The organism is Caulobacter sp. UNC279MFTsu5.1 (assembly GCF_900114015.1).
GTDB lineage: Bacteria > Pseudomonadota > Alphaproteobacteria > Caulobacterales > Caulobacteraceae > Caulobacter.
This window is the reverse complement of the sequence record NZ_FORN01000005.1, coordinates 17,583-42,426: the sequence shown is the minus strand read 5'-3', so window position 1 is coordinate 42,426 and position 24,844 is coordinate 17,583. Positions and strand designations below refer to the sequence as shown.

30 protein-coding genes are annotated in these 24,844 nt (G+C 69.6%); 21 read left to right on the top strand and 9 right to left on the bottom strand.

Going from position 1 to position 24,844, the window contains the following annotated elements:
- Positions 1-74: 74 nt before the first annotated feature.
- The 4 genes from BM066_RS03885 (at position 75) to BM066_RS03870 (ending at position 2,100) form a co-directional block, all read left to right on the top strand.
- A complete protein-coding gene (locus BM066_RS03885) occupies positions 75-443 on the top strand; it encodes an ArsR/SmtB family transcription factor (protein WP_018062108.1) in 369 nt (122 codons plus the stop codon).
- Positions 440-1,114 (top strand): aquaporin, encoded by a 675-nt coding sequence (locus BM066_RS03880; protein ID WP_018062109.1) that lies wholly within the window; start codon positions 440-442, stop codon positions 1,112-1,114. The genes BM066_RS03885 and BM066_RS03880 overlap by 4 nt, the downstream gene beginning before the upstream one ends.
- Positions 1,111-1,530, top strand: a complete 420-nt coding sequence (arsC, locus tag BM066_RS03875; protein ID WP_018062110.1) for an arsenate reductase (glutaredoxin) — start codon at positions 1,111-1,113, stop codon at positions 1,528-1,530. The genes BM066_RS03880 and arsC overlap by 4 nt, the downstream gene beginning before the upstream one ends.
- Before the next feature lie 75 nt (positions 1,531-1,605).
- A complete protein-coding gene (locus BM066_RS03870; RefSeq protein ID WP_018062111.1) occupies positions 1,606-2,100 on the top strand; it encodes a CPBP family glutamic-type intramembrane protease in 495 nt (164 codons plus the stop codon).
- 243 nt (positions 2,101-2,343) lie between these two features.
- Here BM066_RS03870 and BM066_RS03865 read toward each other — a convergent pair whose 3' ends face one another.
- The gene (locus BM066_RS03865) at positions 2,344-4,038 is read right to left on the bottom strand and encodes an acyl-CoA dehydrogenase family protein (RefSeq protein ID WP_018062112.1); all 1,695 of its coding nucleotides are present in this window, start codon (positions 4,036-4,038) and stop codon (positions 2,344-2,346) included.
- 104 nt (positions 4,039-4,142) lie between these two features.
- Between BM066_RS03865 and BM066_RS03860 the strand changes: the two genes are divergently transcribed.
- The 6 genes from BM066_RS03860 (at position 4,143) to BM066_RS03835 (ending at position 9,042) form a co-directional block, all read left to right on the top strand.
- Entirely contained in the window at positions 4,143-4,769 is a 627-nt protein-coding gene (locus BM066_RS03860) for a glutathione S-transferase family protein (RefSeq protein ID WP_018062113.1), read from the top strand.
- A 123-nt stretch (positions 4,770-4,892) separates the two neighbouring features.
- Positions 4,893-5,447, top strand: coding sequence for a hypothetical protein (locus tag BM066_RS03855; RefSeq protein WP_018062114.1), 555 nt, complete (start codon positions 4,893-4,895; stop codon positions 5,445-5,447).
- A gap of 396 nt (positions 5,448-5,843) precedes the next feature.
- Positions 5,844-6,419: an SH3 domain-containing protein gene (locus BM066_RS03850; RefSeq protein ID WP_018062115.1), complete on the top strand. Its 576-nt coding sequence runs from the start codon at positions 5,844-5,846 to the stop codon at positions 6,417-6,419.
- Between the two features lie 191 nt (positions 6,420-6,610).
- Entirely contained in the window at positions 6,611-7,060 is a 450-nt protein-coding gene (locus BM066_RS03845) for a heme-copper oxidase family protein (protein ID WP_018062116.1), read from the top strand.
- Positions 7,061-7,096: 36 nt separating this feature from the next.
- Positions 7,097-8,719 (top strand): serine hydrolase, encoded by a 1,623-nt coding sequence (locus BM066_RS03840; RefSeq protein WP_018062117.1) that lies wholly within the window; start codon positions 7,097-7,099, stop codon positions 8,717-8,719.
- Between the two features lie 68 nt (positions 8,720-8,787).
- Positions 8,788-9,042: a hypothetical protein gene (locus BM066_RS03835; protein WP_255367464.1), complete on the top strand. Its 255-nt coding sequence runs from the start codon at positions 8,788-8,790 to the stop codon at positions 9,040-9,042.
- Between the two features lie 175 nt (positions 9,043-9,217).
- Here BM066_RS03835 and BM066_RS03830 read toward each other — a convergent pair whose 3' ends face one another.
- The 3 genes from BM066_RS03830 to BM066_RS03820 form a co-directional block, all read right to left on the bottom strand.
- The gene (locus BM066_RS03830; RefSeq protein WP_018062119.1) at positions 9,218-9,820 is read right to left on the bottom strand and encodes a TetR/AcrR family transcriptional regulator; all 603 of its coding nucleotides are present in this window, start codon (positions 9,818-9,820) and stop codon (positions 9,218-9,220) included.
- A gap of 85 nt (positions 9,821-9,905) precedes the next feature.
- A complete protein-coding gene (locus tag BM066_RS03825) occupies positions 9,906-10,553 on the bottom strand; it encodes a TetR/AcrR family transcriptional regulator (protein WP_018062120.1) in 648 nt (215 codons plus the stop codon).
- Entirely contained in the window at positions 10,550-10,777 is a 228-nt protein-coding gene (locus BM066_RS03820) for a CC0731 family SpdR-regulated protein (RefSeq protein WP_018062121.1), read from the bottom strand. Before BM066_RS03820 ends, BM066_RS03825 begins: the two co-directional genes overlap by 4 nt.
- A 348-nt stretch (positions 10,778-11,125) precedes the next feature.
- On the opposite strand from BM066_RS03820, the gene BM066_RS03815 reads away from it, so the two are divergent.
- Together BM066_RS03815 and BM066_RS03810 are read left to right on the top strand one after the other, a co-directional pair.
- Positions 11,126-11,323 (top strand): twin transmembrane helix small protein, encoded by a 198-nt coding sequence (locus BM066_RS03815; protein WP_018062122.1) that lies wholly within the window; start codon positions 11,126-11,128, stop codon positions 11,321-11,323.
- Between the two features lie 248 nt (positions 11,324-11,571).
- On the top strand, positions 11,572-12,150 hold the full coding sequence (locus tag BM066_RS03810; RefSeq protein ID WP_018062123.1) for a cob(I)yrinic acid a,c-diamide adenosyltransferase: 579 nt from the start codon (positions 11,572-11,574) through the stop codon (positions 12,148-12,150).
- 38 nt (positions 12,151-12,188) lie between these two features.
- Here the strand turns inward: BM066_RS03810 and BM066_RS03805 are convergent, their stop codons facing one another.
- Positions 12,189-12,461: a hypothetical protein gene (locus BM066_RS03805; protein ID WP_018062124.1), complete on the bottom strand. Its 273-nt coding sequence runs from the start codon at positions 12,459-12,461 to the stop codon at positions 12,189-12,191.
- Between the two features lie 245 nt (positions 12,462-12,706).
- On the opposite strand from BM066_RS03805, the gene BM066_RS03800 reads away from it, so the two are divergent.
- Genes BM066_RS03800 through BM066_RS03785 form a run of 4 tightly spaced genes read left to right on the top strand, consistent with a single transcriptional unit; the run spans position 12,707 to position 14,949 of the window.
- Positions 12,707-13,453: an electron transfer flavoprotein subunit beta/FixA family protein gene (locus BM066_RS03800; protein ID WP_018062125.1), complete on the top strand. Its 747-nt coding sequence runs from the start codon at positions 12,707-12,709 to the stop codon at positions 13,451-13,453.
- Entirely contained in the window at positions 13,453-14,394 is a 942-nt protein-coding gene (locus BM066_RS03795) for an electron transfer flavoprotein subunit alpha/FixB family protein (protein WP_018062126.1), read from the top strand. The genes BM066_RS03800 and BM066_RS03795 overlap by 1 nt, the downstream gene beginning before the upstream one ends.
- Before the next feature lie 7 nt (positions 14,395-14,401).
- On the top strand, positions 14,402-14,743 hold the full coding sequence (locus BM066_RS03790) for a DUF6883 domain-containing protein (RefSeq protein ID WP_026176555.1): 342 nt from the start codon (positions 14,402-14,404) through the stop codon (positions 14,741-14,743).
- Positions 14,743-14,949, top strand: a complete 207-nt coding sequence (locus BM066_RS03785) for a DUF4926 domain-containing protein (RefSeq protein WP_018062128.1) — start codon at positions 14,743-14,745, stop codon at positions 14,947-14,949. Before BM066_RS03790 ends, BM066_RS03785 begins: the two co-directional genes overlap by 1 nt.
- A gap of 194 nt (positions 14,950-15,143) precedes the next feature.
- On the opposite strand, the gene BM066_RS26835 is transcribed toward BM066_RS03785, so the two are convergent.
- Entirely contained in the window at positions 15,144-15,275 is a 132-nt protein-coding gene (locus BM066_RS26835) for a hypothetical protein (RefSeq protein ID WP_018062129.1), read from the bottom strand.
- A gap of 128 nt (positions 15,276-15,403) precedes the next feature.
- Here BM066_RS26835 and BM066_RS03780 point away from each other — a divergent pair, with 128 nt between their 5' ends.
- Positions 15,404-16,282: a LysR substrate-binding domain-containing protein gene (locus tag BM066_RS03780; protein WP_018062130.1), complete on the top strand. Its 879-nt coding sequence runs from the start codon at positions 15,404-15,406 to the stop codon at positions 16,280-16,282.
- 26 nt (positions 16,283-16,308) lie between these two features.
- Here the strand turns inward: BM066_RS03780 and BM066_RS03775 are convergent, their stop codons facing one another.
- Positions 16,309-16,878, bottom strand: coding sequence for a dihydrofolate reductase family protein (locus BM066_RS03775; protein WP_089924480.1), 570 nt, complete (start codon positions 16,876-16,878; stop codon positions 16,309-16,311).
- Between the two features lie 157 nt (positions 16,879-17,035).
- Entirely contained in the window at positions 17,036-17,485 is a 450-nt protein-coding gene (locus BM066_RS03770) for a MarR family winged helix-turn-helix transcriptional regulator (protein ID WP_018062132.1), read from the bottom strand.
- 84 nt (positions 17,486-17,569) lie between these two features.
- Here BM066_RS03770 and BM066_RS03765 point away from each other — a divergent pair, with 84 nt between their 5' ends.
- Both BM066_RS03765 and BM066_RS03760 read left to right on the top strand, forming a co-directional pair.
- Positions 17,570-19,096 carry an FAD-dependent oxidoreductase gene (locus BM066_RS03765; RefSeq protein WP_018062133.1) on the top strand — a complete coding sequence of 509 codons (1,527 nt, stop codon included), beginning with the start codon at positions 17,570-17,572 and terminating at the stop codon, positions 19,094-19,096.
- A gap of 75 nt (positions 19,097-19,171) precedes the next feature.
- Entirely contained in the window at positions 19,172-19,900 is a 729-nt protein-coding gene (locus tag BM066_RS03760) for an alpha/beta fold hydrolase (RefSeq protein ID WP_018062134.1), read from the top strand.
- A 90-nt stretch (positions 19,901-19,990) separates the two neighbouring features.
- On the opposite strand, the gene BM066_RS03755 is transcribed toward BM066_RS03760, so the two are convergent.
- Complete coding sequence (locus BM066_RS03755) at positions 19,991-21,373, bottom strand: glycoside hydrolase family 47 protein (protein ID WP_018062135.1); 1,383 nt, start codon at positions 21,371-21,373, stop codon at positions 19,991-19,993.
- Positions 21,374-21,513: 140 nt separating this feature from the next.
- Between BM066_RS03755 and BM066_RS03750 the strand changes: the two genes are divergently transcribed.
- Positions 21,514-23,619, top strand: a complete 2,106-nt coding sequence (locus BM066_RS03750) for a phosphocholine-specific phospholipase C (protein WP_089924478.1) — start codon at positions 21,514-21,516, stop codon at positions 23,617-23,619.
- A 141-nt stretch (positions 23,620-23,760) separates the two neighbouring features.
- Entirely contained in the window at positions 23,761-24,639 is an 879-nt protein-coding gene (locus BM066_RS03745; protein ID WP_018061232.1) for a 3-hydroxybutyryl-CoA dehydrogenase, read from the top strand.
- Positions 24,640-24,844 lie beyond the last annotated feature (205 nt).

The window sequence follows — 24,844 nt, the reverse complement described above, 5'->3', positions numbered from 1 at the left end:
AAGCGGCGAACCGGACTGGCGGGTCGGCCCGAAATCGGCGTTGATCCACTCCATATTTCCATCATATTGGAAATATGGAATCGAAAGCCGCCGTCGCCAGCCTGTCCGCCCTCGGTCACGAGGGCCGCCTGACGATCTTCCGCCTGCTGGTCAAGGCCGGGCCGGCCGGGGTGGCGGCGGGCGAGATCGCGCGGCGGCTGGACAGCCTGCCCAACACCCTGTCGGCCAATCTCAACGTGCTGTCGCACGCCGGCCTGATCGTCTCGCGCCGCGAGGGGCGGTCGATCCTCTATTCGGCCGACTTCGCGGCCATGAGCGCCCTGCTCGGCTTCCTGATGGAAGACTGCTGCGACGGCGCGCCGGAGATCTGCGCGCCCCTGGGCGACATCGTCGCCAAGGCCGCCGACTGCGGCCCGGCCTGCCAGCCCGCGCGGCCGTCATGACCGCCTTCTCCCTGCCCCGCCGCCTGGCCGCCGAGGCGCTGGGCTCGGGCCTGCTGCTGGCCGTGGTGGTCGGGTCCGGGCTCATGGGCGAGCGCCTGGCCGGCGGCAATGTCGCCCTGGCCCTGCTGGGCAACACCCTGGCCACCGGCGCGGCCCTGGTCGTGCTGATCACGGTGTTCGGCCCGATCTCGGGCGCGCATTTCAACCCCGCCGTCACCCTGGTGGCGGCGCTGCGGCGCGACCTGTCCTGGCGCGCGGCCCTGGCCTATCCGCCGGCTCAGCTGGCGGGCGCGATCCTGGGCGTCTGGTGCGCCCACGCCATGTTCGGCGAGGCGATCTGGCAGGTTTCGACCAAGGCCCGCCTCGGCCCCGCCCAGGCCTTCGCCGAGTTCGTGGCCACCTTCGGCCTCGTGGCGACCATCCAGGGAACCGTGCGGTTCCGCCCGGACTTCACCGCCGCGGCCGTGGGCCTCTATATCACCGCCGCCTACTGGTTCACGGCCTCGACATCGTTCGCCAATCCGGCGGTGACGATCGCCCGAAGCCTCAGCGACACCTTCGCCGGCATCGCCCCTTCGGGCGTTGCGGCCTTCATCCTGGCCCAGGCGGCCGGCGCGCTGGTCGCGGCGGCCGTGTTCGGCTGGCTTTTGAAAGACGAGCAGACCCCATGACCGACGCCGCCGACTTCCCCGTCACCATCTTTCACAACCCCGCCTGCGGCACCTCGCGCAACGTGGTGGCCATGGTCCGGGCGGCTGGCTACGCGCCCACGGTCGTGGAGTACCTCAAGGCCGGCTGGACGGCGCCGCAGCTGCGCGACCTGGCCGGCCGGGCGGGCCTGGCCGTGCGCGACCTGCTGCGCGAGAAGGGCACGCCGGCCGCCGAACTGGGCCTGCTGGACGAGGCCGTCGGCGAGGACCGCCTGCTGGAGGCCATGGTCGCCCACCCGATCCTGGTCAACCGCCCGCTGGTGGTCACCCCCAAGGGCGTCGGCCTATGCCGGCCGTCCGAAAAGGTGCTCGACCTGCTGGACCGCAAGCCCGCCAGCTTCACCAAGGAGGACGGCGAGGTGGTGAACCTGGGGTGAGGGCTGCCCCTGCGGGGCTTCCGGGATGACAACGGAGAGGTTCGGGGGGCGGACACGGCGCCCTAGAATGCCGCGATGACCCCGCTCCGCCGCCTGAGCCGATCCCTGACCACCCTGCCCGACGCGCGCGGCTGGGCGCTGTGCGGCGCGGTCGCCGCGATCGTCGGGACCATGATGGCCGCCATCGGCTTCTCGACCGGTCTCTACGCCGTGACCCCGGCCGTTCCCGGCCTGCCGCCGCGGCTGCTGGCCGTGCTGTTCGTCCCGGCCCTGGGCGAGGAGATCCCGTTTCGCGGCCTGCTGGTCCCCGGCCGCGACGAGACCCGGAGCCCCTGGCCGGCCGTCGCCGTCTCGACCGCGCTCTATGTCGCCTGGCACCCGCTGGAGACCCTGACCTTCCTGCCCGGGGCGACGATGTTCCTGCGTCCGGACTTCCTGGCCTGCACCGCGATCCTGGGCCTGGGCTGCGCGGTGATGCGCTGGCGAACGGGCTCGCTGTGGCCGGCGGTGATCCTGCACGGCGGCTTCGTCGCGGTCTGGCAGACCTGGCTGGGCGGGGTGCGGCTGTGAGGGCCTGGGATCGATACTCAACTAAGCGGCGGAATTAATTATCCTAAGGATATCAGAAGCCTAGGATCAGTTGTCATCCCGGAAGCCTCGCAGAGGCTGTCCGGGATCCAGGGGACTGGGCTGATGCGGTGCGGTTCACCTGGATCCCGGCTCTACGCTTCGCTTCGGCCGGGATGACAACCGCGGGGGCAATTGAGTCCAGACCCTAAACGGATCGACCTTCAAGGCCGTGCGTACCTCGTCCTAGTTCCCCTCCTCCAGCAGCCGCCGCGCGATCACCTGGGCCTGGATCTCGCCGGCCCCCTCGAAGATGTTGAGGATCCGGGCGTCGGCCAGCAGGCGGCTGGCGGCGTATTCCATGGCGAAGCCGTTGCCGCCGTGGATCTGCAGGGCGTTGTCGGCGGCGGCCCAGGCGACGCGGGCGGCGATCAGCTTGGCCATGCCGGCCTCCAGGTCGCAGCGCTTGCCCTCGTCCTTCTGGCGGGCGGCGAAATAGGTCAGCTGGCGCACGCCCATGATCTCGGCGGCCATCATCGCCAGCTTGTTGTGGACGCGCGGGAACTCGAAGATCGCCTGGCCGAACTGCTGGCGGTCCAGGGCGTAGCCAAGGCCGGTCTCCAGCGCCGCCTGGGCCACGCCGACCGCGCGGGCGGCGGTCTGGATGCGGGCGCTCTCGAAGGTGGCCATCAGCTGCTTGAAGCCCTGGCCCGGGACGCCGCCCAGCAGGTTCCGCGCCGGCACGGCGAAACCGTCGAAGCCCAACTCGTACTCCCTCATGCCGCGATAGCCGATCACCCCGATCTCGCCGCCGCTCATGCCCTCGGCCGGGAAGTCGTCGCCATCGACGCCGCGCGGCTTCTCGGCCAGCAGCATCGACAGACCGCGATAGTCGGTCGTGGCCGGGTCGGTGCGGACCAGCAGGGTCATGACGTCGGCCCGGGCGGCGTGGGTGATCCAGGTCTTGTTCCCGGTCACCACATACTGGTCGCCCCGCAGCTCGGCGCGGGTGCGCAGGGCCCCCAGGTCCGAACCGGTGTTGGGCTCGGTGAAGACGGCGGTCGGCAGGATCGAGGCGTCGGCGATCCTCGGCAGCCAGTATGACTTCTGGGCTTCGGTGCCGCCGGTCAGGATCAACTCGCCGGCGATCTCGGAACGGGTGGCCAGCGAGCCGACGCCGATCCAGGCCCGCGACAGCTCCTCGGACACCACGCACATGGCGGTCTTGCCCAGGCCCGAGCCGCCGTATTCTTCAGGGATGGTCAGGCCGAACACCCCCAGGGCCCCCAGCTCCTCGACCAGGTCGATCGGGATCAGCTGGTCCTTCAGGTGCCAGTCGTGGGCGAAGGGGGTGACCTTTTCCTCGGCGAAGGCGTGGAACTGGTCGCGGATCATCTCGAAGGTCTCGTCCAGACCGGTGTGCTCCAGGGTCGGCCGGCCGCGCGCCTCGGCCAGGCGCCGGGCGATGCGGGTCTTCACCGCCTGGGTCCCGCCCTCGACCACCAGCTTCATGATGCCGTTCGAGAACAGGCGGTTCATCACCGCGCGGTCGGTGACCAGGTGGGCGGGGCGGACGATCTCGCCCTGGTTCATCGGCACGCCGCCGATCAGCTGGGCGGCGTATTCGGAAAACAGCAGCTGGGCCAGCAGGGCCTCGACCTCGCCGAACCGCCCCTCGGCCTCCAGCCGCTCGGCCCAACCGGCCACCTGGTTCATCAGCTCGGCGTAGGCGGCGTACCAGCCGTAGCCGTGCACCTGGTGCTGATGCTCGTCGGCCAGGGCGCGGTCGATCCTGCCGTCGGGACCGGCGATCGCCGTCTTCACCGCCGGTCTGGCCTCGGCCACGAACAGCTGGGCCGCGCCGGCGGCCTCGCGCAACAGGCCGGTCAGCCCGGGCAGGATCAGGGACTGCGAGGTTTCCCGAGCGACCGTGTCGGTCATGGCTTGCTCCCGTGCGCCAAACAGTTGTTTTCTTTCACTGTGGAGCCTTTCGCAGCTGCGAGCAATGTCGCAGCGCAGCATAGCGGCCCATGAAGGGAAGAAACATGCTGGTCGTCCACCACCTCAACGAGTCGCGTTCGCAGCGGATCCTCTGGCTGCTGGAGGAGCTGGCCCTGCCCTACGAGATCCGCTTCTACCAACGCGATCCCCAGACCCGCCTGGCCCCGCCGGCCCTGCTGGACGTCCATCCGCTGGGCAAGTCGCCGGTGCTGACCGACGGGACGGCGACGATCATCGAGAGCGGGGCGATCACCGACTATGTCATCCGCCGCCACGCCGGCGGCCGGCTGGCGCCCGACCCGGCCACCGCCGACTACGACGCCTACCAGCAGTGGCTGCACTATGCCGAGGGCTCGGCCATGCTGCCGATGCTGCTGGGCCTGTATGTCGGCCGGCTGGGCGAAGCCGGCGCGCCGCTGCATCCGCGCATCCAGAGCGAGATGGCCAACCACCTGTCCTATGTGAACGGCGCGCTGGAAGGCCGCGACTTCTTCGTCGGCGACGACCTGACCGGCGCCGACATCCAGATGAGCTTCGTGGCCGAGGTCGCCAAGGCGCACGGCAAACTGGCCGACCATCCCAACCTGGAGGCCTGGATCGGGCGGATGCACGCGCGGCCGGCGTGGAAGGCGGCGCTGGCGAAGAGCGGGCCTTACAAGCTGGGGGAATGACGGCCCCATCACCGCGCCCTCGCGTCAAAGTTACGCACAGCCGCATGCTCACCCGCGCTTCACAAGCTTGACAATATCGGGTTAGGTGACCCCGCGGGCTGGGGTCCCGCGGGGGAGAGACCTTTGAAACTGTTTTATAAGACCGCCGCCGCGGCGCTGTTCGCCATGGCCGCGACAACCGTCCACGCCCAGACCGTCAAGGTGCCGGAAGGCACCGAGGTGGTGATCAGCGTCGACGACAAGCTGTCGTCCGACACCAGCCACGAAGGCGATCGCTTCACGATCAGCCTGGCCGACGACGTCGTCCTGGCCGACGGCGGCAAGCTGCCGGCCGGCCTGAAGGGCGCGGGCGAGGTCACCCACGCCAAGAAGAAGGGCATGATGGGCAAGCCGGGCGAGCTGAACGTCCGCTTCGACTATCTCAAGGTCGGCGACGCCAAGATCAAGCTGCGCGGCCAGAAGGGCGCCGAGGGCGACGCCCGCTATGGCACCACCATCACCCTGACCGTGCTGTTCGGCCCGCTGGGCCTGATCAAGCACGGCAAGGACGTCGAGATCAAACCCGGCCAGAAGATGACCATCTATACCGACGCCGACGCCTCGGTGGAGCTGTCGGGCGCCTCGATGACCGCGGCGGCTCCCGCCGCGGCCGCTGCGCCGACGGGCACGGCCAACTAGGCTTTCGCAACAAAGCCCCTTCCTACGGAGGCAGGGCCATCGCGTATGGATCGACCGCGAAAGAAGCTGTCATCCCGGACAAGCCCGGCGAAGCCGGGCGCCGATCCGGGACCGCCGGAAGCGCCGCGCTCAGGCGTCGGTCCCGGATCTTCGCGCTGCGCGCTCGTCCGGGATGACAACCGTTTCTGGAACTATGCGAAGCCCCCTCCCGCGGAGGGGGCTTTTTCTTTTCCGCTCTCCCGGCGGGACAGGGATCGGCGCCTGAATCGTCAAAAAAACGTACATGAACGAATTCTGTCGATCGACCTGACGGCGCCGTTCAGCTTCGCCTTGGCATGGTGCGTCTCACGGGGCCGACGGCTCCGGAGCAATCAAGGGACGAAGGACTAGAAGACCATGACCATCATCACCGCCACCAAGAAGATCGCCCTGGGCCTGGCCATGACCGCCACCGCCCTGACCATGGCCACGGCGCCCACCACCGCCAGCGCCATGTCGCAGAAGCTGGGCGGCGTCGTCGGCTGCAACGCCTCGGGCGGCAAGCAGGAAGTCGGCGCCGTGATCGGCGGCGTCCTGGGCGCCGTCGCCGGCAACAAGCTGGCCAAGCACGACCGCGGCACGGGCACCGCCATCGGCGCCGTGGTCGGCGCGGGCGCCGGCTCCTATGCCGGCTGCCAGATGCAGAAGAGCCGCGCGGCGGAAAACGCCGGCGGGGCCTACACCAGCAACGGCATCCGCGTCGCCAACGCGGTCGAGGCCGCTCCGATGACCAAGATCAAGGGCAAGTACGTCGCCCGCTCGACCCTGAACCTGCGCGCCTCGGCCTCGACCCGCGGCGAGCGGATCGGCTCGGTCCAGGCCGGCGAGACCTTCCAGGCCCTGGGCCGCACCGGCGACGGCAAGTGGATCCTGGTCGGCCAGGACGGCGTCGGCGTCGGCTACGTCTCCAGCGCCTACGTCTACCGCGCCTAGGCCCCGATCGGACGGGGACATGCCCAAGGGCATGTCCCCACCCCGGCCAAGCCCGCCTGCCTCACCCCCCCGGCAGGCGGGCTTGTTGCTGTCTGGCGTCGGGGTCGCGCGGTGGTAGATTGATCCAACGCGGCGCGCACCGGGGTTCGAAGATGGTCGAGCATGAGGGGAGGTCTTGGGCCCGGTTCGCGATGCCGGTCCTCTGGCTGTCGGCGGCCGGCGTCGTGCGCCTGGCGGGCTCTCCCTTGCGAACCACCATGCACAGCCTGCCGGTCCCGGGGGCCGTCGGCGCCGAGGTCTTCTATGTGAGGACAGGCTTCCACTATTCCCTCAGCCTGGCGGGAATGCTGGCGATCTTCGCGATCGTGTACGGCGTCCTGGCCATGGTGCGCGTGCGCTATCGTCGCTGGATGGGCTACGCGCATCTGGCGCTGTCGGCCGGCGGTGCGCTGCTGATCCTGTCGCCGGCCCAGTTCGTGGCCATGACGGCCGACGCTTCGCTCGATCCCCTGGCCGCCTTCGATATCTGGAACCGCGTCTCCGCCGTCGGCTACGCCATGACCCTGGGGGGAATGGCGATGTTCGTCGCGGTGCTGGTCGACGCCTGGCGTCGCCGCGTCTTGCCCCGACTCCACGGCTAGGCTTCAGTGCGCGCCTGACCTTTCCGGGACGCCTCCATGATCGCCACGACCCGCCGCGCCGCCCTGCTGTCGGCCTTCGCCACCGTCGGGACCGCGGCGCTGGCCAGGCCGGCCTTCGCCCGGCAAGGGGGCGCCCGACAAGGGGGCAAGGCGGGCGCGGCCGTCGACCAGTTCGCCCAGGAGGTCATGGCCGCCTTCCCCGACGAGCCGGGCCTGGGGATCTGCGTGGTCGAGGACGGCGAGATCACCCTGGCCAAGGGCTATGGCGTGCGTCGCCTGGGCGGGACCGACAGGGTCACCGACTCCACCCTGTTCGGCGTGGCCTCCAACACCAAGGCGTTCACCGCCGCCGCCCTGGCCATGCTGGTCGAGGAGGGCAAGCTGGCCTGGGACGACCCGGTCACCAAGCACCTGCCCGCCTTCGAGATGAGCGACCCGATCGTCACCCGGCTGATGACCGTGCGCGACCTGCTGTGCCACCGCTCGGGCCTGACCCTGGGGGCCGGCGACCTGATGATCTGGCCCAACCCCACCCACACGCGGGCCGAGATCGTGGCCGGCTTGAAGTACCTGCCGATCGGCGGCCAGTTCCGAGGCGGCTACGCCTATGACAACGTGCTGTACGTGGCGGCCGGCGAGGTGATCGCCGCGATCACCGGCGCGCCGTGGGAGGCGTTCATCCAGACGCGGATCCTGGACCCGCTGAAGATGACCGACAGCGTGCCCCTGCCCTCGTTGATCGGAAACCGGCCGCGGGCCGAGCCGCACGCGCGGATGGGGCCGCCGGTGCGGGGCCTGGGACCGCAGCGGGTGCTGCCGTTCGATGGCAGCTTCGACTCGGCCGGCGCGGCCGGCGGCCTCAACGCCAGCCCGCGCGACATCGGCAAGTGGATGCAGGTCCAGCTTGGCCTGGGGACCGCGCCGGGCGGGGTCAAGCTGTGGACCGAGGCCTCCGGCCGCGAGATGTGGAAGCCCCAGACCATCACCGCCTGGTCCGACGGCCCGATCGCCGACAATCCCGTGCGCGCCTCGCTGCAGGCCTACGCCCTGGGCTGGTTCGTCAACGACCATCGCGGCGAGAAGATCGTCTGGCACACCGGCGGCCTGGCTGGCTTCGTCTCCTATACCGGCCTGCTGCCGGGCCGGAAGTCGGGGATCATGGTGATGACCAACGCCGAGGAGACGCCGGTCTTCCGGTCCCTGCGCTATGGCGGCCCCGACCGGCTGCAGGGGCGCAGCGACTTCGACTGGATCGCCTCGAGCAAGAAGGTCCAGGCCCAGGCCGACGCCAAGCTGGTCAAGGACGCGGCCGAGGCCATGACCCCCAAGGGCGGCGGTGTGGCCCCCACCCTGCCGCTGGCCGCCTATGCCGGGACCTATCGCGATCCCTGGTATGGTGCGGTGACGGTGTCGGTTTCGGGCAAAGGCAAGAAGACCGCCCTGAAGATCAGCTTCGACAAGACCCCGGCGCTGAAGGGGGCCCTGGAGACCTTCGACGGCGACACCTTCAAGACCCGCTTCGACGACCGCGCGCAGGAGGACGCCTTCGTGGTGTTCGCGGTGAAGGACGGGGCGGTGACCGGGGCCACGATGCGGGCCGTCTCGCCGCTGGCGGATTTCTCCTATGACTATCAGGACCTGAAGCTGGTGCGGTTGTAGGGTCCCCACCTCCGCCAAGTACTAACCGTCATCCTCGGACATGTTCCGAGGATGACGGGCGTTGGGAGTTGGACGACAAACAGCACACCTATTGCAGGTTGCGCGGCGTCAGTCCCGAAAGAGCACACGCCATGCCGCCCAGCCGTCGCCGCCCCCTTCGCGCCTTCGCCGAGACCGAGACCGGCGGGGCGGCGGTCGAGAACGCGCTGATCCTGAGCCTGACCGCGGTGATGATCTACACCGTCAAGGCCGCCAGCGGCGCGGCGACGCTGCTCAAGCCCTTCCAGCAGGCGATGGCGAGCCTTTTGCGCGCGCTGGGCTAGGGCCTTGCGGCGCCCTAGAGGAACCGCTTTGCGTCCTTCGAGGCCTCCTGCGGAGGCGCCTCAGGATGAGGATGTCGGCAAAGCTGCCTCATCCTGAGGTGCGAGCCGAAGGCGAGCCTCGAAGGACGCACGGCGTACGCCGAAAACCGCCTTCAATCTCTACTGTCCGCGGCGCCTAAACCGGCCGCCAGCCCTCGGCGATGAACAGGATCTGCCGGTCCATCATCGCCGACAGCTCGGCCGCCGACGCTTCGCGGCAGGCGGCCAGGCGGTAGTTCCAGGCATAGGCGGCCTTGAGCACGTCGATGGCCAGCTGCGGGTCGAGGTCCGCTCGCACGTCGCCGCGCTCGATCCCCTCCTCCAGCACCTCGCGCAGCATCTGGATCAGGCGCTCGTTGCGGCCGTACGGCGTGACGCCGGGATCCTGGCTGGGGCTGTAGGAAGCGGCGATGTGAGCCAGGAACAGCTTCACCCGCCGGGTCTCGAACTCGTAATGGATGGCGAAGATCGAGCACAGCCGATCCGCCGTCGAGCCGCGCAGGAACGGCACGACCCGGTCGAACTCGGCATAGAGCTCGCCCAGGCGCTTATCCATGACATGGCTGAGCACCTCCGCCTTGGAGGCGAAGGTGGTGAACACGCTGCCGACCGAGACCCCCGCCCGTTCGGCGATCGCCCGAATGGTGGTCTCTTCGTAGCCCGTCTCGTTGAACAGGTCGCGCGCCGCTTCGAGAACCTTCTCGCGCGTCGCCTGTTTCTGCTCGTCCCTAACCCCCACGCACCGTCCCCCCGGATAGTCTGCGTCGCTTTATTGATCCGGGGGCGAACGCTCCGGCGAAGAGCGTCCGCCCCCGGCCGAAATCTTATGCGCGCGCGCCCGCCAGGATGACCTTCAGTTGATCCGAAAGTCGCGACAGCAGGGCCTCGACCGACCAAGCGTCGAAAATCGCCCGGCGATAGTTGGCGACATACACGTCCCAGATGATCTCGGCGAGCAGCTTAACGTCCGCGTCGGTTTTCAGTTCACCGCGCTCGACGCCGCGGGTCAGAACGCCATTCAGCAGGGCGAAGATGTGCTTGAGATGCCCGCGATTGCGGCGCTCGGCGGTCTCCGAGCGGGTCCACGACACCGCGATGCTAGCCTGCAGCAGCGGCAGTTGCTCGACATGGAAGCCGTAGGCGACGGCGAACATGCCGATGACGCCCTCTTCCACCGTGGCGGCGTCGACGCCGGCCTGCTTCATCTGGGCGTAGATGACCTCGTAGTCGGCGGTCAGGATCTCGTCGAACAGCTCGCTCTTGTCCGAGAAGCTGGCGAACACCGCGCCGGTCGACATGCCGGCGGCCTGGGCGATGTCGCGGATGGTCGCGCCTTCATAGCCGCGCTCGGTGAACAGGCGGCGGGCGGCCGAGAGGACGCGCTCGCGGGTGCGCTGCTTGGCCAGGGCGCGACGCGTCAGCTTGACGGGGGCGTCGGTCGGCGACTCGATGTTCAGCGATACAAAGCTCATTCCACGGTCTCCAGGCGAGCAAGCGCGGCTTCGGCGCGCTTCTCGAATTCGAGGCAATATTCATCGACGACGCTGGTCAGGACGTCGGCGTAGCGGCGCGCCAGGGCGCGTCCGTCCTGCGCGGCGTCGCGCAGGTCGGTGATCAGTTGGCGGACTTCAGCCATGGCGTCTTCCCGCTCGGACGCGGAGAAGTCGGCGACGGCGATGCGAGCGCCCCGGGCCATTCTGTTTTCTCCTGCCTCCCCGCCGAAAAAGGGCGCTGACATGACCTGCGGTGAGGGGATGATCATGTTCAACGAACGCACACCGGAATTGGAAGGTGGCGCGTTTATCCCGTGCCACAAGGGCGCGCAACCAGAAAACGAACCGATAATCAACGAACGGCTACATTTGTCGCATATATGTTATCGATAGCACCCCGTCACTGCGACAAATGCGCTCAACGAACAGGATCGGCGAATCGCGATATGGCACTCTGCGGTCAGGCGGGTGGCGGGATTGGGGCGCGCCCTGGCCCGGTCTGTGGCCAAGTCTCTGGCCAAGCCCGGGGCGAGCGCCTATTTTCCGCCGCCATGAGCCACTTGTTCGACTTCCTGATCCCGATCGTGCTGGGCGCGGTCCTGATCACGCTTTGCGTCGGCATCTACGCCCTGTTCCGGGGCGGCGATTTCGGACGCTCCTACTCCAACAAGCTGATGCGCCTGCGCGTGGCGCTGCAGTTCCTGGCCGTGCTGGTGCTGGTCGCCGCCTTCTGGTGGCGAAATCACTGAAGCGGACGATCGGTCCGGGTCTCAGAGGGGGGAAGGAGCCTGGATGACCATCACGCTTCAGCGATCGACACGAACGCCACTGAACGCCTGGCCGCTGAACTTCACGCGTTCGGACCGGCCGGCGGTCGAGGAGCAAAGAACACTCTCCCTGGAAGCGAGTTGACCACGACGGCGCAGCGATTGCGCTAGGGCAAGTTGACCCAGGACATTTTGGCAGAGGGGGACATTCTGGTGGAAAGGCCTGGCCGATGGTGACGCTGAACCGCATCTATACCCGCACCGGCGACAAGGGCCTGACGCGGCTTTCGACCGGCCAGCCGGTCAGCAAGGCCTCCCTGCGCGTCGAGGCCTATGGCGGCGTCGACGAGACCAACGCCTTCATCGGCGCGGCGCGCCAGCACACCAAGGGCGACGCCGAACTCGACGCCCTGCTCGAGCGCATCCAGAACGACCTGTTCGACCTGGGCGCCGACCTGGCCACTCCCGAGCAGAACGGCAAGCCGGACTGGGAGCCGCTGCGGGTGGTCGACAGCCAGGTCGAGCGGCTGGAGCGCGAGATCGACGCCATGAACGAACGGCTCTCGCCCCTGACCTCGTTCGTCCTGCCGGCCGGCAGCCCCGCCGCCGCGGCCCTGCATGTGGCCCGCACGGTCTGCCGCCGGGCCGAGCGCAAGGTGGTCGAGTTGATCGGGACCGAGGGCGAGATCGTCGGCGCGCCGGCCTTGCGCTACCTCAATCGCCTGTCGGACCTTCTGTTCGTCGCCGCCCGCCGGGCCAACGACGACGGCGCGGCCGACGTGCTGTGGAAGCCGGGGGCCACGCGGTGACTTAGGACCCTCTCCCTCTGGGAGAGGGGAACAAGGTGCTATTTCTTCGCCGAATGCTCGGCCCGGGGGCCTTCCATCTTCGCCGGATCGGTGTTGATCGGCGGCACGTTGAGCGGCCGGCGGGTCAGGGTCTCGATCGAATAGAGCTTGGCGCACTTCATCCAGCGCCCGGCCCAGGCGTAGTCCGGCCCGCGCGCGACGCAGCGGTCCCGCGGCCAGACGTAGAAGTAGTGGAAGCAGAAGACGCTGAGGGTCGCGCCGAGGAACACGGCGAAGAAGATCTTCTGCAGGCGGGGGATGGTGCTCTTCATGGGCCGCCTCATACTGGCCCGCCGCGGGGCTGGCCAGAGGGTTCTGCGCGCGTCCGCGCCGCCGTTCGCCCCTGCGCTGAAGTGTGCGGCGCGGCAGACGCGCGGCCGGAAGTATCGTACGATTGTTTGAACGTAACGATCGCGAATGCATTACGTTTACGTCAGGGGAAACTTGCAAACCTGGACGGACGCGCTAATCCCGTCGGCGCAGGCAGGAAAAACTAGCCAGGAGGCGGCGTAGACCGATGAAGGTTCTGGTCCCGGTCAAACGGGTTATCGATTACAATGTGAAGGTCCGGGTGAAGCCCGATCAGACCGGCGTCGACCTGGCGAACGTCAAGATGTCGATGAACCCCTTCTGCGAGATCGCGGTCGAGGAAGCCGTGCGCCTGAAGGAAAAGGGCGCCGCCGACGAGGTCGTGATCGTCTCCATCGGCCCGCAGCAGGCCCAGGAAACCATCCGCACGGCCCTGGCCATGGGCGGCGACCGCGGCATCCTGATCACCACCGACGCCGACCCCGAGCCGCTGGCCGTGGCCAAGCTGCTGGCCGCCGTGGTCGCCGAGGAGCAACCGAACCTGGTGCTGATGGGCAAGCAGGCCATCGACGGCGACAACAACGCCGTGGGCCAGATGCTGTCGGCCCTGCTGGGCTGGCCGCAGGCCACCTACGCCTCGGCGATCGAGGTGTCGGGCGCGACCGCCAAGGTCACCCGCGAAGTCGACGGAGGCCTCCAGACCCTGGACGTCGACCTGCCGGCCGTCGTCACCGCCGACCTGCGCCTGAACGAGCCGCGCTACGCGTCCCTGCCCAACATCATGAAGGCCAAGAAGAAGGAGATCGCGGCCAAGACCGTCGCCGACTACGGCGTCGACGTCGCCCCGCGCCTCAAGGTCGTCAAGGTCGCCGAACCGGCCAAGCGCTCGGCCGGCGTCAAGCTCGAGTCCGCCACGGACCTCGTCTCCAAGCTCAAAACCGCGGGGGTGCTGTAATGGCCGTTCTCGTCGTCGCCGATAACGACAACGCGCACCTGCGCGACGGCACCCACAAGACCGTCACCGCCGCCCTGAAGCTGTCGGGCGAGGTGGACGTGCTGGTGCTGGGCCAGGGCGTCTCGGGCGTCGCCGCCGAGGCCGCCAAGATCGCCGGCGTCCGCAAGGTGCTGGTCTCGGAAAGCGAGGCCCTGGGCCATGGGATCGCCGAAGCGGAAGCCGACGCGGTGCTGGCCGTGGCCGGCGCCTATGACGCCATCCTGGTGCCGGCCACCTCGGGCGGCAAGAACTTCGCCCCGCGCGTCGCCGCCAAGCTGGACGTCGCCCCGATCAGCGACATCGTCGAGGTCGTCTCGGCCGACACCTTCACGCGCCCGATTTACGCCGGCAACGCGCTGGAGACCGTCCAGACCTCGGACGCCAAGAAGGTGATCACCGTGCGCCCCACCGCCTTCGCGGCGGCCGGCGAAGGCGGCTCGGCCCCGATCGAGACCGTCGGCGGCGCCGATGCGGCTAAGACCCGCTTCGTCAGCGAGGAGATGGTCAAGTCCGACCGTCCGGAACTGGCCGCGGCCAAGATCGTCGTCTCGGGCGGCCGCGCCATGGGCTCGGCCGAGGAGTTCAGCGCGGTGATCGAGCCCCTGGCCGACAAGCTGGGCGCCGCCGTCGGCGCCTCGCGCGCGGCGGTCGACGCGGGCTACGCCCCCAACGACTACCAGGTCGGCCAGACCGGCAAGGTGGTCGCGCCGTCGCTGTACATCGCCATCGGCATCTCGGGCGCCATCCAGCACCTGGCCGGCATGAAGGACAGCAAGATCATCGTCGCGATCAACAAGGACGCCGACGCCCCGATCTTCCAGATCGCCGACTACGGCCTGGTGGCCGACTACAAGTCCGCCGTGCCCGACCTGATGAACGCCCTGACGGCGGCCGGGAAGTAAGCAAGACTTGAAACTGCCGGGCGGTGACAATGTGAAGATCGACCAGCGCAAGCTGAGCGACTACGCCTTGTCGCCGACCCACCCGGTGGGCAAGCACAAGGCGCGACTGTTCGCGCAAAAACTTGGCCTGACGCGCGACGATGCGCCGGTGCTGATCGAAGCTCTCCGCTTGGCGGCGGCTTCCGAAGACGTGGTCGCCACGGAACACGATGCGTGGGGCCAGCGCTACTCCATCGACTTCCTATTCCGCTTTGGTCAACGTTCTGCGATGATCACCAGCGGCTGGATCGTTCCCGCCGATGGCTCACGCACTCATCTGACGTCGGTCTATATCGCGCGAGAAAAGTGATGCTGGACGAACTTGATGTCGTCGCCCTGCTGGTCGATCGCCCCGATCTGGGCCTCAGCAAAGGTCAAACGGGCACGATCGTCTGCGTCTACGGCAAGCGCGAGGCCTTCGAGGTGGAGTTCGTCGACGACGACGGTTTCACCTACGGCCTTGAGACCTTCCGCCCCGAAGAGCTCCTCAAGCTGCACTTCACCAAGGCCGCTTAACCGCAGCGCCGCAACAAAAAGCCCGGGAGCGATCCCGGGCCTTTTTCCTTTCCTCCTCCCCCGCATCGCGGGGGAGGTAGCGCGATGCGGATACGCATCGTGACGGAGGGGGCGTCACGGCGGCGGCTGCGGACGCCCCCTCCGTCCGCTTCGCGGCCCCCTCCCCCGTTTCACGGGGGAGGGGGAGGAGATCCTCACCGCGGGCTGTGGATCGGCGTGGTGGCGTCCCAGGCCGGCGCGGCGTTGGAGGTCGGGGCCGAGAGCTTGTCGACCGAGGCGAACAGGAAGGTCAGCACGGCGACGCCGGAGATCAGAAGCAGTTTCATCGGAGCACCTGTGAGCATGGGTTTCGGCCGCGACGGCCTTACCCCGCTAAGATGCCCCGTCGGAGCAGGCTTTACGAACGATGGTATCTGCGCGAACTTGTCAGTCAGACTAACAAGCTGAAGCCGCCATGCGCCTGCCGCCGTTCCTGACCCTGACCGCCCTGGAGGCCGCCGCCCGCCATCGCAGCTACAGCCGCGCGGCTCGCGAGCTGTTCGTGACCCATGGCGCGGTCAGCCAGCAGATCCGCAAGCTGGAGGACGAGCTGGGGACCAAGCTGTTCGTCCGCCAGGGCAACGCCATGGTCCCCACCGCCACCGGCCAGCGCCTGGCCGACCAGGTGACGGCGGCGCTGACCACCCTGCACGCCGGCGTCGACGAGGCCCGGCAGGCGGCGCGCGGCCCGCTGGTGATCAGCAGCGGCGTCGCCTTCGCCAGCCGCTGGCTGGTCGGTCGCCTGGCCCGGATGGCGGCCGAAACCGGCGAGCCCGACCTGATCGTCCGGACCGACGACCGGGTGGCCGACCTGACCACCGACGGCGTCGACATCGCCCTGCGGTTCGGCCTCGGGTCGTGGCCCGGCGTGGAGTCCAGCGTGCTGATGATCGACCGGATCTACCCGGTCTGCAGCCCCGAATTCCTGGCCCGCCACCCGCTGCGCACGCCGCGCGACCTGCTGGACGTCCCGCTGCTGCGCCACGTCGGCCGGCCCTGGAGCGTGTGGCTGACGGCGATGGGCGTGGACGAGGCGCCGCGCGGCGAGGGCCTGGCCTTCGAGGACACCGCCCTGATGCTGGACACCGCCGCCCACGGCGCGGGCGTGGCCCTGGCCCGCAGCGGCCTGGCCGAGCGCGACCTGCGCGAGGGCCGCCTGGTGCGCCCGTTCACCGGCGAGCTCGGCGTCGACACCGGCAACCACTTCGTCTGGCGCGCCGACAGCCCCAAGCTGGCCCGGATCCTGAAGCTGCGCGACTGGTTCCTGGCCGAGACGGCGGGGCTGCGGGGGTAGGCGGGATCGAGATTCACCCCCTGGGCTCAGCGGCGGACGCGGTAGCGGATGTGCGTGGCCTCGGGCGTATCGATCACCCGAACGATCTCCAACTCGACGCGCGACGGCAAGACGTCGAACAATCGGCGGCCACGTCCGAACAGGACTGGAATCTGGTGTATTTGCAGTTCGTCGAGCACGCCGGCTTCCAGCGCCCGTTGCGCCGTATACGCGCCAAGCACCAACACGTCCCGGTCCCCGGCGGCGGCCTTCGCCCGCGCCATTGCGCTCACGATCCCGTCGCCCACGTACTTGACCAACGGATAATTGGCGACGGATGGCCCGGGCGGCCTGTGACTGGGTACGAAGATCGCGACACCCTGATTGTCACCGCCCCAGTGATCGACCTGCTCCACGGTTCGCCGACCCGCCAGAATCGCACCTGGCGCGTTCCATTCGTCCCACAACTGTCCCACCGGTCCGGTCGGCCGGGAAAAATCCCCGTACCACTCGTGCAACCGCATAAAGTCGTCGCCGCCGGGATTGCCCACTTCATCGTTGGGCCCCGCGATATACCCGTCCAGCGACATGGACATGAAGAGCACGGATGCAGACACCTTTATCTCCTGTGGTCTTTCCAAACTGGGGCGGTGGGAATTCGCTCCGCAGGGGGGCGATTGATGTTCCCAAGGACGCTCGAGCAACGCCGACGCCGACATCCCGACAAAGCCGGCGTTAGCTTGAGGATTTCCAGGTGAAACGAGGGCGCTCGCCCTACCCCGCCTCCGTCACCTCGCCCATCCCGTCGGCGAACTTGCGCATCAGCCGCACCAGCTCGTCGAAATCGTGCTGGCTCCAGTCGCCGAACAGCTGGAGCGCCATGCGCCCGCGCGCCGCGTCGACCGCGTCGGTGGCCGTCTTGCCCCGGGGGGTGATCACCGCCTCGCGGACCCGGCGGTCGGCCTGGCCGGCGCGGCGCTCGACCAGGCCCAGCTCCTCCAGCCGGGCGACCTGGCGGCTGACGGTGGTGTGGTCGCGCCCGACCCGCCCGGCCAGGTCGACCACCCCGATCGGCCCCAGCCGCTCGACCAGCACCAGCAGCGGGAACAGCGCCCGCTCCAGCGCCAGCCCGGCCTTTTCCAGCATGGCCGCGTCGTTCTCGGGCCGGTTCAGGGCGCTGGCGATGTCGATCAGCGACCGGTGCAGGGCGGGCAGGGACCGCAAGATGTGTGTATCATGCACGTTTTTCGTTGACATGGATCCCACCGCCTCGATATGTGTGCGCAATACACACATATCGAGGCGGCCATGAACACGCAAGCTTCCACCGAAGTCCTGATCTGCGGCGCCGGCGCGGCCGGGCTCACCCTGGCCATCGACCTGGCGCGGCGCGGCGTCCCGGCGCGGCTGATCGACAAGCTGCCGGCCCCGTTCGCCGGCTCGCGCGGCAAGGGGATCCAGCCCCGCACCCAGGAGGTGTTCGAGGACCTGGGCGTCCTCGACCGCATGGTCGCCGCCGGCGGCCTCTATCCGCCGCAACGCCTGCACGGCGCCGACGGAACCCAGGCCGACGCCCAGGAGATCGCGCTCGCCCCGCCGACGGCCGAGGAGCCCTATCGCACGCCCCTGATGGTCCCGCAGTTCCGCACCGAGGCGGTGCTGCGCGAACGTCTGGCCGAGCTGGGCGGCGTGGTCGAGTACGGGCGCGAGCTGACCGGCTTCGACCAGGACGCCGAGGGCGTCACGGCCACGATGGCCGGGCCGGACGGGATCGAGACGATCCGCTGCCGTTACCTGGCGGGCGGCGACGGCGGCCGTTCGTTCGTGCGCCGCGCCCTCGGGATCGGCTTCCCCGGCCAGACCCTGGGCGTGCGGGCCATCGTCGCCGACATCCAGCTGGACGGCCTGTCGCGCGACGCCTGGCATCGGTCCGGCGAGGGCGACATGAGCCGGCAGATCGGCTTCTGCCCCCTGCCCCGCACCGACCTGTTCCAGCTGCAGGCTCCCATCCCCCTCGAGGGCGAGGTCGACCTGTCGGCGGCCGGCCTGCAGGCCTTCGTCGACGACCGCTGGCCGGCCGGCGGCCTGACGGTGCGCGGCGTCGCCTGGGCCTCGGCCTACCGCATGAACGCACGCCTGGCCGATCGCTACCGCGTGGGCCGCGTGCTGCTGATGGGCGACGCCGCCCACATCCATCCGCCCACCGGCGGCCAGGGACTGAACACCAGCCTGCAGGACGCCTACAATCTGGGCTGGAAGCTGGCGGCGGTGCTGTCGGGCGCGCCCGACGCCCTGCTCGACACCTACGAGGCGGAGCGCCGCCCGATCGCCGCCGGCATGCTGGGCCTGGCCGCCGGCCTGCTGGACAAGGCCCGACGGGGCGACGTGAAGCGCGGCCGCGAGGTGCACCAGCTGGACCTGGGCTACCGGTTCTCGTCGCTCAGCCTGCCCGCGGAACGGCCGGAGGACGCCCTGCAGCCGGGCGACCGCGCGCCCGATGGCCTGCTGCGCGGCGCGAACGGACGTCCCGTCCGCCTGTTCGACCTGTTCGCCGGCCCGCACTGGACGCTGATCGCCCGGGCGGTCGACCCGGCCCGCCTGCCGGCGCCGCGTCCAGGACTGCGCCTCCACGGGGTCGGGGCCGACGGCGCGTTCCAGGATCCCGGCGGCGCCCTGGGCGCGACCTACGGCCTGGCCGACGGCGAGCTGGTTCTGGTTCGCCCCGACGGCCATGTCGCCGCCCTCGTGGCCGCCACGGACGGCGCGCGGCTGGAAGCCTACCTGGCCGGGGTGGGCCTGGCGCCGATCCAGGCTCCCCGGGCGCGGGCGGCCTGAATTTTGCGATGGTTCGGCGAGTGATCCTGCGCTAGCGGTCCAGCTCGACCATCCGTCCCGCGCCCAGGAGCCGCCATGCCGTTCGTCACCCATCGCGGCCAGCGCCTCCACTACACCGTCGAGGGCGAGGGTCCGCTGGTGGTGCTGCAGCACGGCCTGTTCATGGACGCCGCCAGCTGGAAGGCCAACGGCGTGGTCGACGCCCTGGTCGCCCGCGGTCGTCGCGTCGCCTGCGTCGACTCCCTGGGCCATGGGCTCAGCGACAAGCCCGCCGATCCGGCCCTCTACGCCCAGGACCAGCGGGCCGGCGACCTGGCGGCGGTGATCGACGCCCTGGGCGGCGAGAAGGCCGCCGTGCTGGGCTATTCGATGGGCGCCTGGATGGCCGTGGGCCTGGCCAGGCGCCACCCCGACAAGGTCTCGCGCCTGGTCGTCGGCGGCTGGGACCTGGTGAACGGGGTCCCGCAAACCCCCAACGGGCCGCTGACCTTCGACCTGTTCTGGGCCTTCGCCCGCGCCACGGCCCCTGCCCTGGTGGCCTGGGTGACGCCCGAGATCGAGCCGGCCATGCGCGCCTGTTTCGAGGCCCTGTCTCAGCTGGACGGCGCGCCCGAGGCGGTGCTGGGCGGCGGTTTCCCGGTGCTGCTGTGGAACGGCGACCAGGACCCCTACGCCGCGCCGATGCAAGCCTTCGCCGCCGCCGAGGGCCTGCCGTTCCTGTCCAGCCCCGGCGGCCACGTCCCAGCGATCGAGACGCCGGGGGCGGAGACGTTGGCGGCCCTGGCGGGGTTTTTGGGGGCGTAGAGGGGCGGCGGCCCGGACGCTTCATGGAAGCGGGGGTGATATCCGCAGCAAGGCCGAGGTTCGATGGTCGCTCCGCGCCACCTTCGCCCCCTACCCCTTCCGGAACCCCCGCAGCACATTGGCCTCGGTGCTCAGCTGCAGCTGTCCGTAGTCGATGCGCGGCGTGTCGGAGAACAGCAGGTAGTAGTACTTCATCTGCTCGGACCACCAGTAGCCGGGGCAGTTGTCGCCCTGGGTCATCGGCCGGGTGGTGATGTCCTTCAGGGCCGTGTAGCCGAAGGCGGCGCGGCTGGTGGCCTTCATTTCACGATAATGGATGGCGGCCAGCTTGCGGTAGCGCTCGTCGCGGCCCTCCAGCCACAGGTTCAGGCAGGCGTCGGGATATTCCGGGCGCAGGCCGGTCGCCTTGCGGCGCGGCTGGCGGGTGGCGACGTCAATCGATTCCGGGATCACGCCGAACGTCGCCTGCAGCTCGGTGAACGAGGCCAGGTAGTCGTCGCCCTGGGCCTTGCGGCCGACCTGGCCCAGCAGGCCGGCATAGTAGGCGGCCAGCTCGCTCTGGGCCGTGGAGGTGACCGCCCCGGTCTCGAAGTCGACCATCGGGAACCACAGCCGGCCCTCATAGCGCCTGGCCTGGTGGGCCAGCTGGGCGTCGACGCACTCGACCGCCCAACGCTTGCAGTCTTCGTCGCCGAACAGCGCCCAGGCGTCCCACAGATATTCGTAGAAGCTGTCGGCATAGACGTCGATGCTGGCGTTTCGGCTGGTGAACGCGCCGGTCACGGCGTGGAGGTTGGCGGCCATCAGGCCGATCTTCGAGCGGCGGTCCAGGGCGTGGCGCATGGCCCGCTTGGCCATGTCGAAATACTTGCGGTCGCCGGTCAGCTGGCTCAGCACGCCGAACTCCGACAGGTAGGTGCCGATCTCGGCCAGGTTGGTCTCCGGATCGCTGACCGCCCCGGTGCGCAGGTTCACATAGCGCCAGGGCAGGCCGTGGGGCGAGGCCTCGAAGGCCTTGGCCAGGCGGTCGGCCAGGTCGCGGGCCTTCTTCAGCAGCGCGGGGTCGCCGCTGGCCAGGTGGGCCGACAGCAGGCCGCCGACCAGGCGGATGTTGGTCTCGAAGACCTGGGCGTTTCCATCGACGTCGAAGTCGAGGCTGGTCTTGACCCAGTCGACCCCGGCCTGGAACTCGGCGTCCAGCCCCATGATCCACAGGGTGTCCAGCGCCTCGACCAGCGACAGGCCCAGGTCGTGGCCCTCGACGAAGAACGACGACGACGTGCCGCTGACCGGATTGATCTCGTCCTTGCCCCAGGCCTTGGCGACATAGCCGCGCCAGGCCCACTGGAATTCGGAGCGGACGTCGGCGGCCAGGGCCTTCCAGTCTTCGGAAGGGGCGGCGGCGAAGGCCGGGGCGGCGGCGGCCGAGGCGGCCAGGGCCAGGGCGTGGCGGCGGGAAAGGCGCGGGGTCATGCCGCGAGCTTAGGCGAAGACCGGCGCGAACCGCCAGGGCCGCCCCGCGCTCTTGCGGTCGGCCGCGACTGTCGCTCGACTGCCATATGCTCCCGCTAAGGAGCATCGCCCGTCCCCTTCCCGTTTCCGGAATCGCGCCCATGCCTTCCCTCGACCGCCGCGGTTTCCTGCTCAGCGCCGCCGCCGCCCTGTCCCTGCCGCCGGCCCTGGCCAAGGCGGCCGCCATCGACGCCGACGTCCGCGCCGGCACGCTGGCCGACGTCGAGCACGTGGTGATCTTCATGCAGGAGAACCGCTCGTTCGATCACTATTTCGGGGCGATGAACGGGGTGCGCGGCTTCGCCGACCGCTTCCCGATCCCGCTGCCGGGCGACGATCGCAGGACGGTGTGGATCCAGGGTAACGACGCCGCCAAGGGCGGCCCGGCCCAGCTGACGCCGTTCCCGCTGAACACGGTCCAGACCTTCGCCCACATGCGGGTGGAGGGCACGCCGCACAACTGGTTCGACGCCCAGGCCGCCTGGGACCTGGGCCGGATGAGCCGCTGGCCGGCCGCCAAGACCGAGCGCGCCATGGGCTACTACCGCCAGGAGGACATCCCCTTCCAGTACGCCCTGGCCGACGCCTTCACGCTCTGCGACGCCTATCACTGCTCGGTCCAGACCGGCACCAACACCAACCGCCTGTTCCTGTGGACCGGGACCAACGACCCGTCGGGCCGGTTCGGCGGGCCGTCGATCTCCAACTCCCACGACCGGTTCGTGGCCCAGGGCGGGGCCGCCGACTCCTACCGCTGGACCACCTATGCCGAGCGGCTGCTGGCGGCCGGCGTCACCTGGCGCATCTACCAGGACATGGCCGACAACTTCACCGACAACCCCACGGCCGGGTTCAAGACCTTCCGCGACAGTCACGACGGCCTGCCCGGTTCGGACCCGCGCCTGGCCGCCCTGGCCCTGTCGACCCGCAAGCTGGACGGCCTGCGCGAGGACGTGCTGGCCGGGACCCTGCCGCAGGTGTCGTACATCGTCGCCCCGGCCGCCGATTCCGAGCACCCGATCCCGTCCAGCCCGGCCCAGGGCGCCGACTACACCGCGCGGGTGATCGACGCCCTGACCGCCGATCCCAAGGTCTGGGCCCGCACCGTGCTGCTGGTGATGTTCGACGAGAACGACGGCTTCTTCGACCACGTGCCGCCGCCGGCCCCGCCCGCCCGCGGCCCCGACGGCCAGCTCCTGGGCGCCTCGACGGTCGACACGACCGGCGAACACCACCTGGTGCGCAACCCGACCGAGGCCAAGGCCGAGCGCGACGACTTCATGGGCCGGCCCTACGGCCTGGGGCCGCGCGTGCCGCTGTACGTGCTGTCGCCCTGGAGCCGGGGCGGCTGGGTCAATTCCCAGGTGTTCGACCACACCTCGGTGATCCGCTTCCTGGAGAAACGGTTCGGGGTGATGGAGCCCAACATCTCGCCGTGGCGGCGGGCGGTGTGCGGCGACCTGACCAGCGCCTTCGACTTCAAGACGCCCAACGACGCCCCGTTCGCCCGGGCCCTGCCCGACACCAAGCCGCTGGCCGCCCGCGCCGCCGCCCTGAAGGGCCGCACGACGCCGCCGACGCCCACGGCGCCGGCCGCGCCGGTCCAGGCCGCCGGAGCGCGTCCGTCGCGCGCCCTGCCTTACGCCCTGCGGGTCGACGAGGGGGCCGAGGCCGGCCGCCTGCGCCTGACCTTCGCCAACGACGGCGCGGCCGCGGCGGTGTTCCACGTCTACGACCGGGCCCGCCTGGACCTGCCGCCGCGCCGCTACACCGTCGAGCCCGGCAAGCGCGCCGACGAGGTCTGGCCGGCCGGGGCCTACGACCTGTGGGTGCTGGGCCCCAACGGCTTCCACCGCCACTTCATCGGCCAGGCGCCGGGCGCCGATCCGGTGCTGCGGGCCCTGGCCGCCGGCGGGGCCGGCGTGCTGAGCCTGACCCTGCGCAATCCCGGCGAGACGGCCCGCAGGCTGTCGGCCACGCCCAACGCCTACAAGGACCGCTTCCGGCCCTGGAGTCTGGCGCTGGCCCCGGGGCGCGAGGCCCGCAAGGACCTGGGCGTGCGGGCCAGCGGCGGCTGGTACGACGTCTCGATCCAGGCCGACGGCTATCTGCGCCGCCTGGCCGGGCGGCTGGAACTGGGCGGCGACTCGATCAGCGACCCGGCCATGGCGGGCCCCGCGATCCTGGCCCAGCCGTTCCGGATCTGATCGAAAGCCTTGCAGGGATCGGTTTCCGCTGCGTCGCAGCAAAGCCTTGGCGACTGTGGGGTTGCTCGTGCTAGAAAAGCGGGCATGAACTCCGGGCCGGGCGCGTGGCGCCTGGCCCCGCCTCGAACAAGGCTAGTCTGAATGACGGATATCAAGACGGTCGGCGTGATCGGCGCCGGCCAGATGGGGTCAGGGATCGCGCATGTCGTCGCCCTGGCAGGTTATGACGTGCGCCTGCACGACGTCTCGCGCGAGCGCATCGACGCCGGCCTGGCCCTGATCGAGAAGAACCTGGCCCGCCAGGTGCATCGCGGCATCATCGACGAGGCGGCCATGTCCGCCGCCCTGGCCCGGATCTCCGCCGCAGAGGACCTGGCCCTGGTCGGCGCGACCGATCTGGCGATCGAGGCGGCGACCGAGAACGAGGAGATCAAGAAGTCGATCTTCCGCGGCCTGCAGCCCCACCTGGGCGCCGACACCCTGCTGGCCTCCAACACCTCGTCGATCTCGATCACCCGCCTGGCCAGCGCCACCGACCGCCCCGAGCGGTTCATCGGCCTGCACTTCATGAACCCCGTCCCGCTGATGAAGCTGGTCGAGATCATCCGCGGCATCGCCACCGACGTGCCGACCTACGAACGCGCCGTGGCCTTCGCCAAGTCGCTGGGCAAGATCACCAGCAACGCCGAGGACTTCCCGGCCTTCATCGTCAACCGCGTGCTGGTGCCGATGATCAACGAGGCGATCTACACCCTGTACGAGGGCGTGGGCACGGTCGACGCCATCGACACCGCCATGAAGCTGGGCGCCAACCATCCGATGGGCCCGCTGGAGCTGGGCGACTTCATCGGCCTGGACACCGTGCTGTCGATCATGAACGTGCTGTACGAGGGCCTGGCCGACAGCAAGTACCGCCCCTGCCCGCTGCTGGTGAAGTATGTCGAGGCCGGCTGGCTGGGCAAGAAGGCCGGCCGCGGCTTCTACGACTACCGCGGCGAGCACCCGGTCCCGACCCGGTAGGGACGGGGCTCGCCAGAGCGTCGGGACCCGCCCGATCGACACCGGCGTTCGTCGGTTGGCGGTCGGACGTGGTCAGGTCGAAACGCCTGTGTCGGCCAACTTGGAACCGGCCCAAAACCAGCTCAAAGCTGGCAGCGGTGCGAGGCGTTCGCGCCATCGGACAGCCCGACAGCTGACCTTGTGACGGGGCGTTATGGGTCCATCA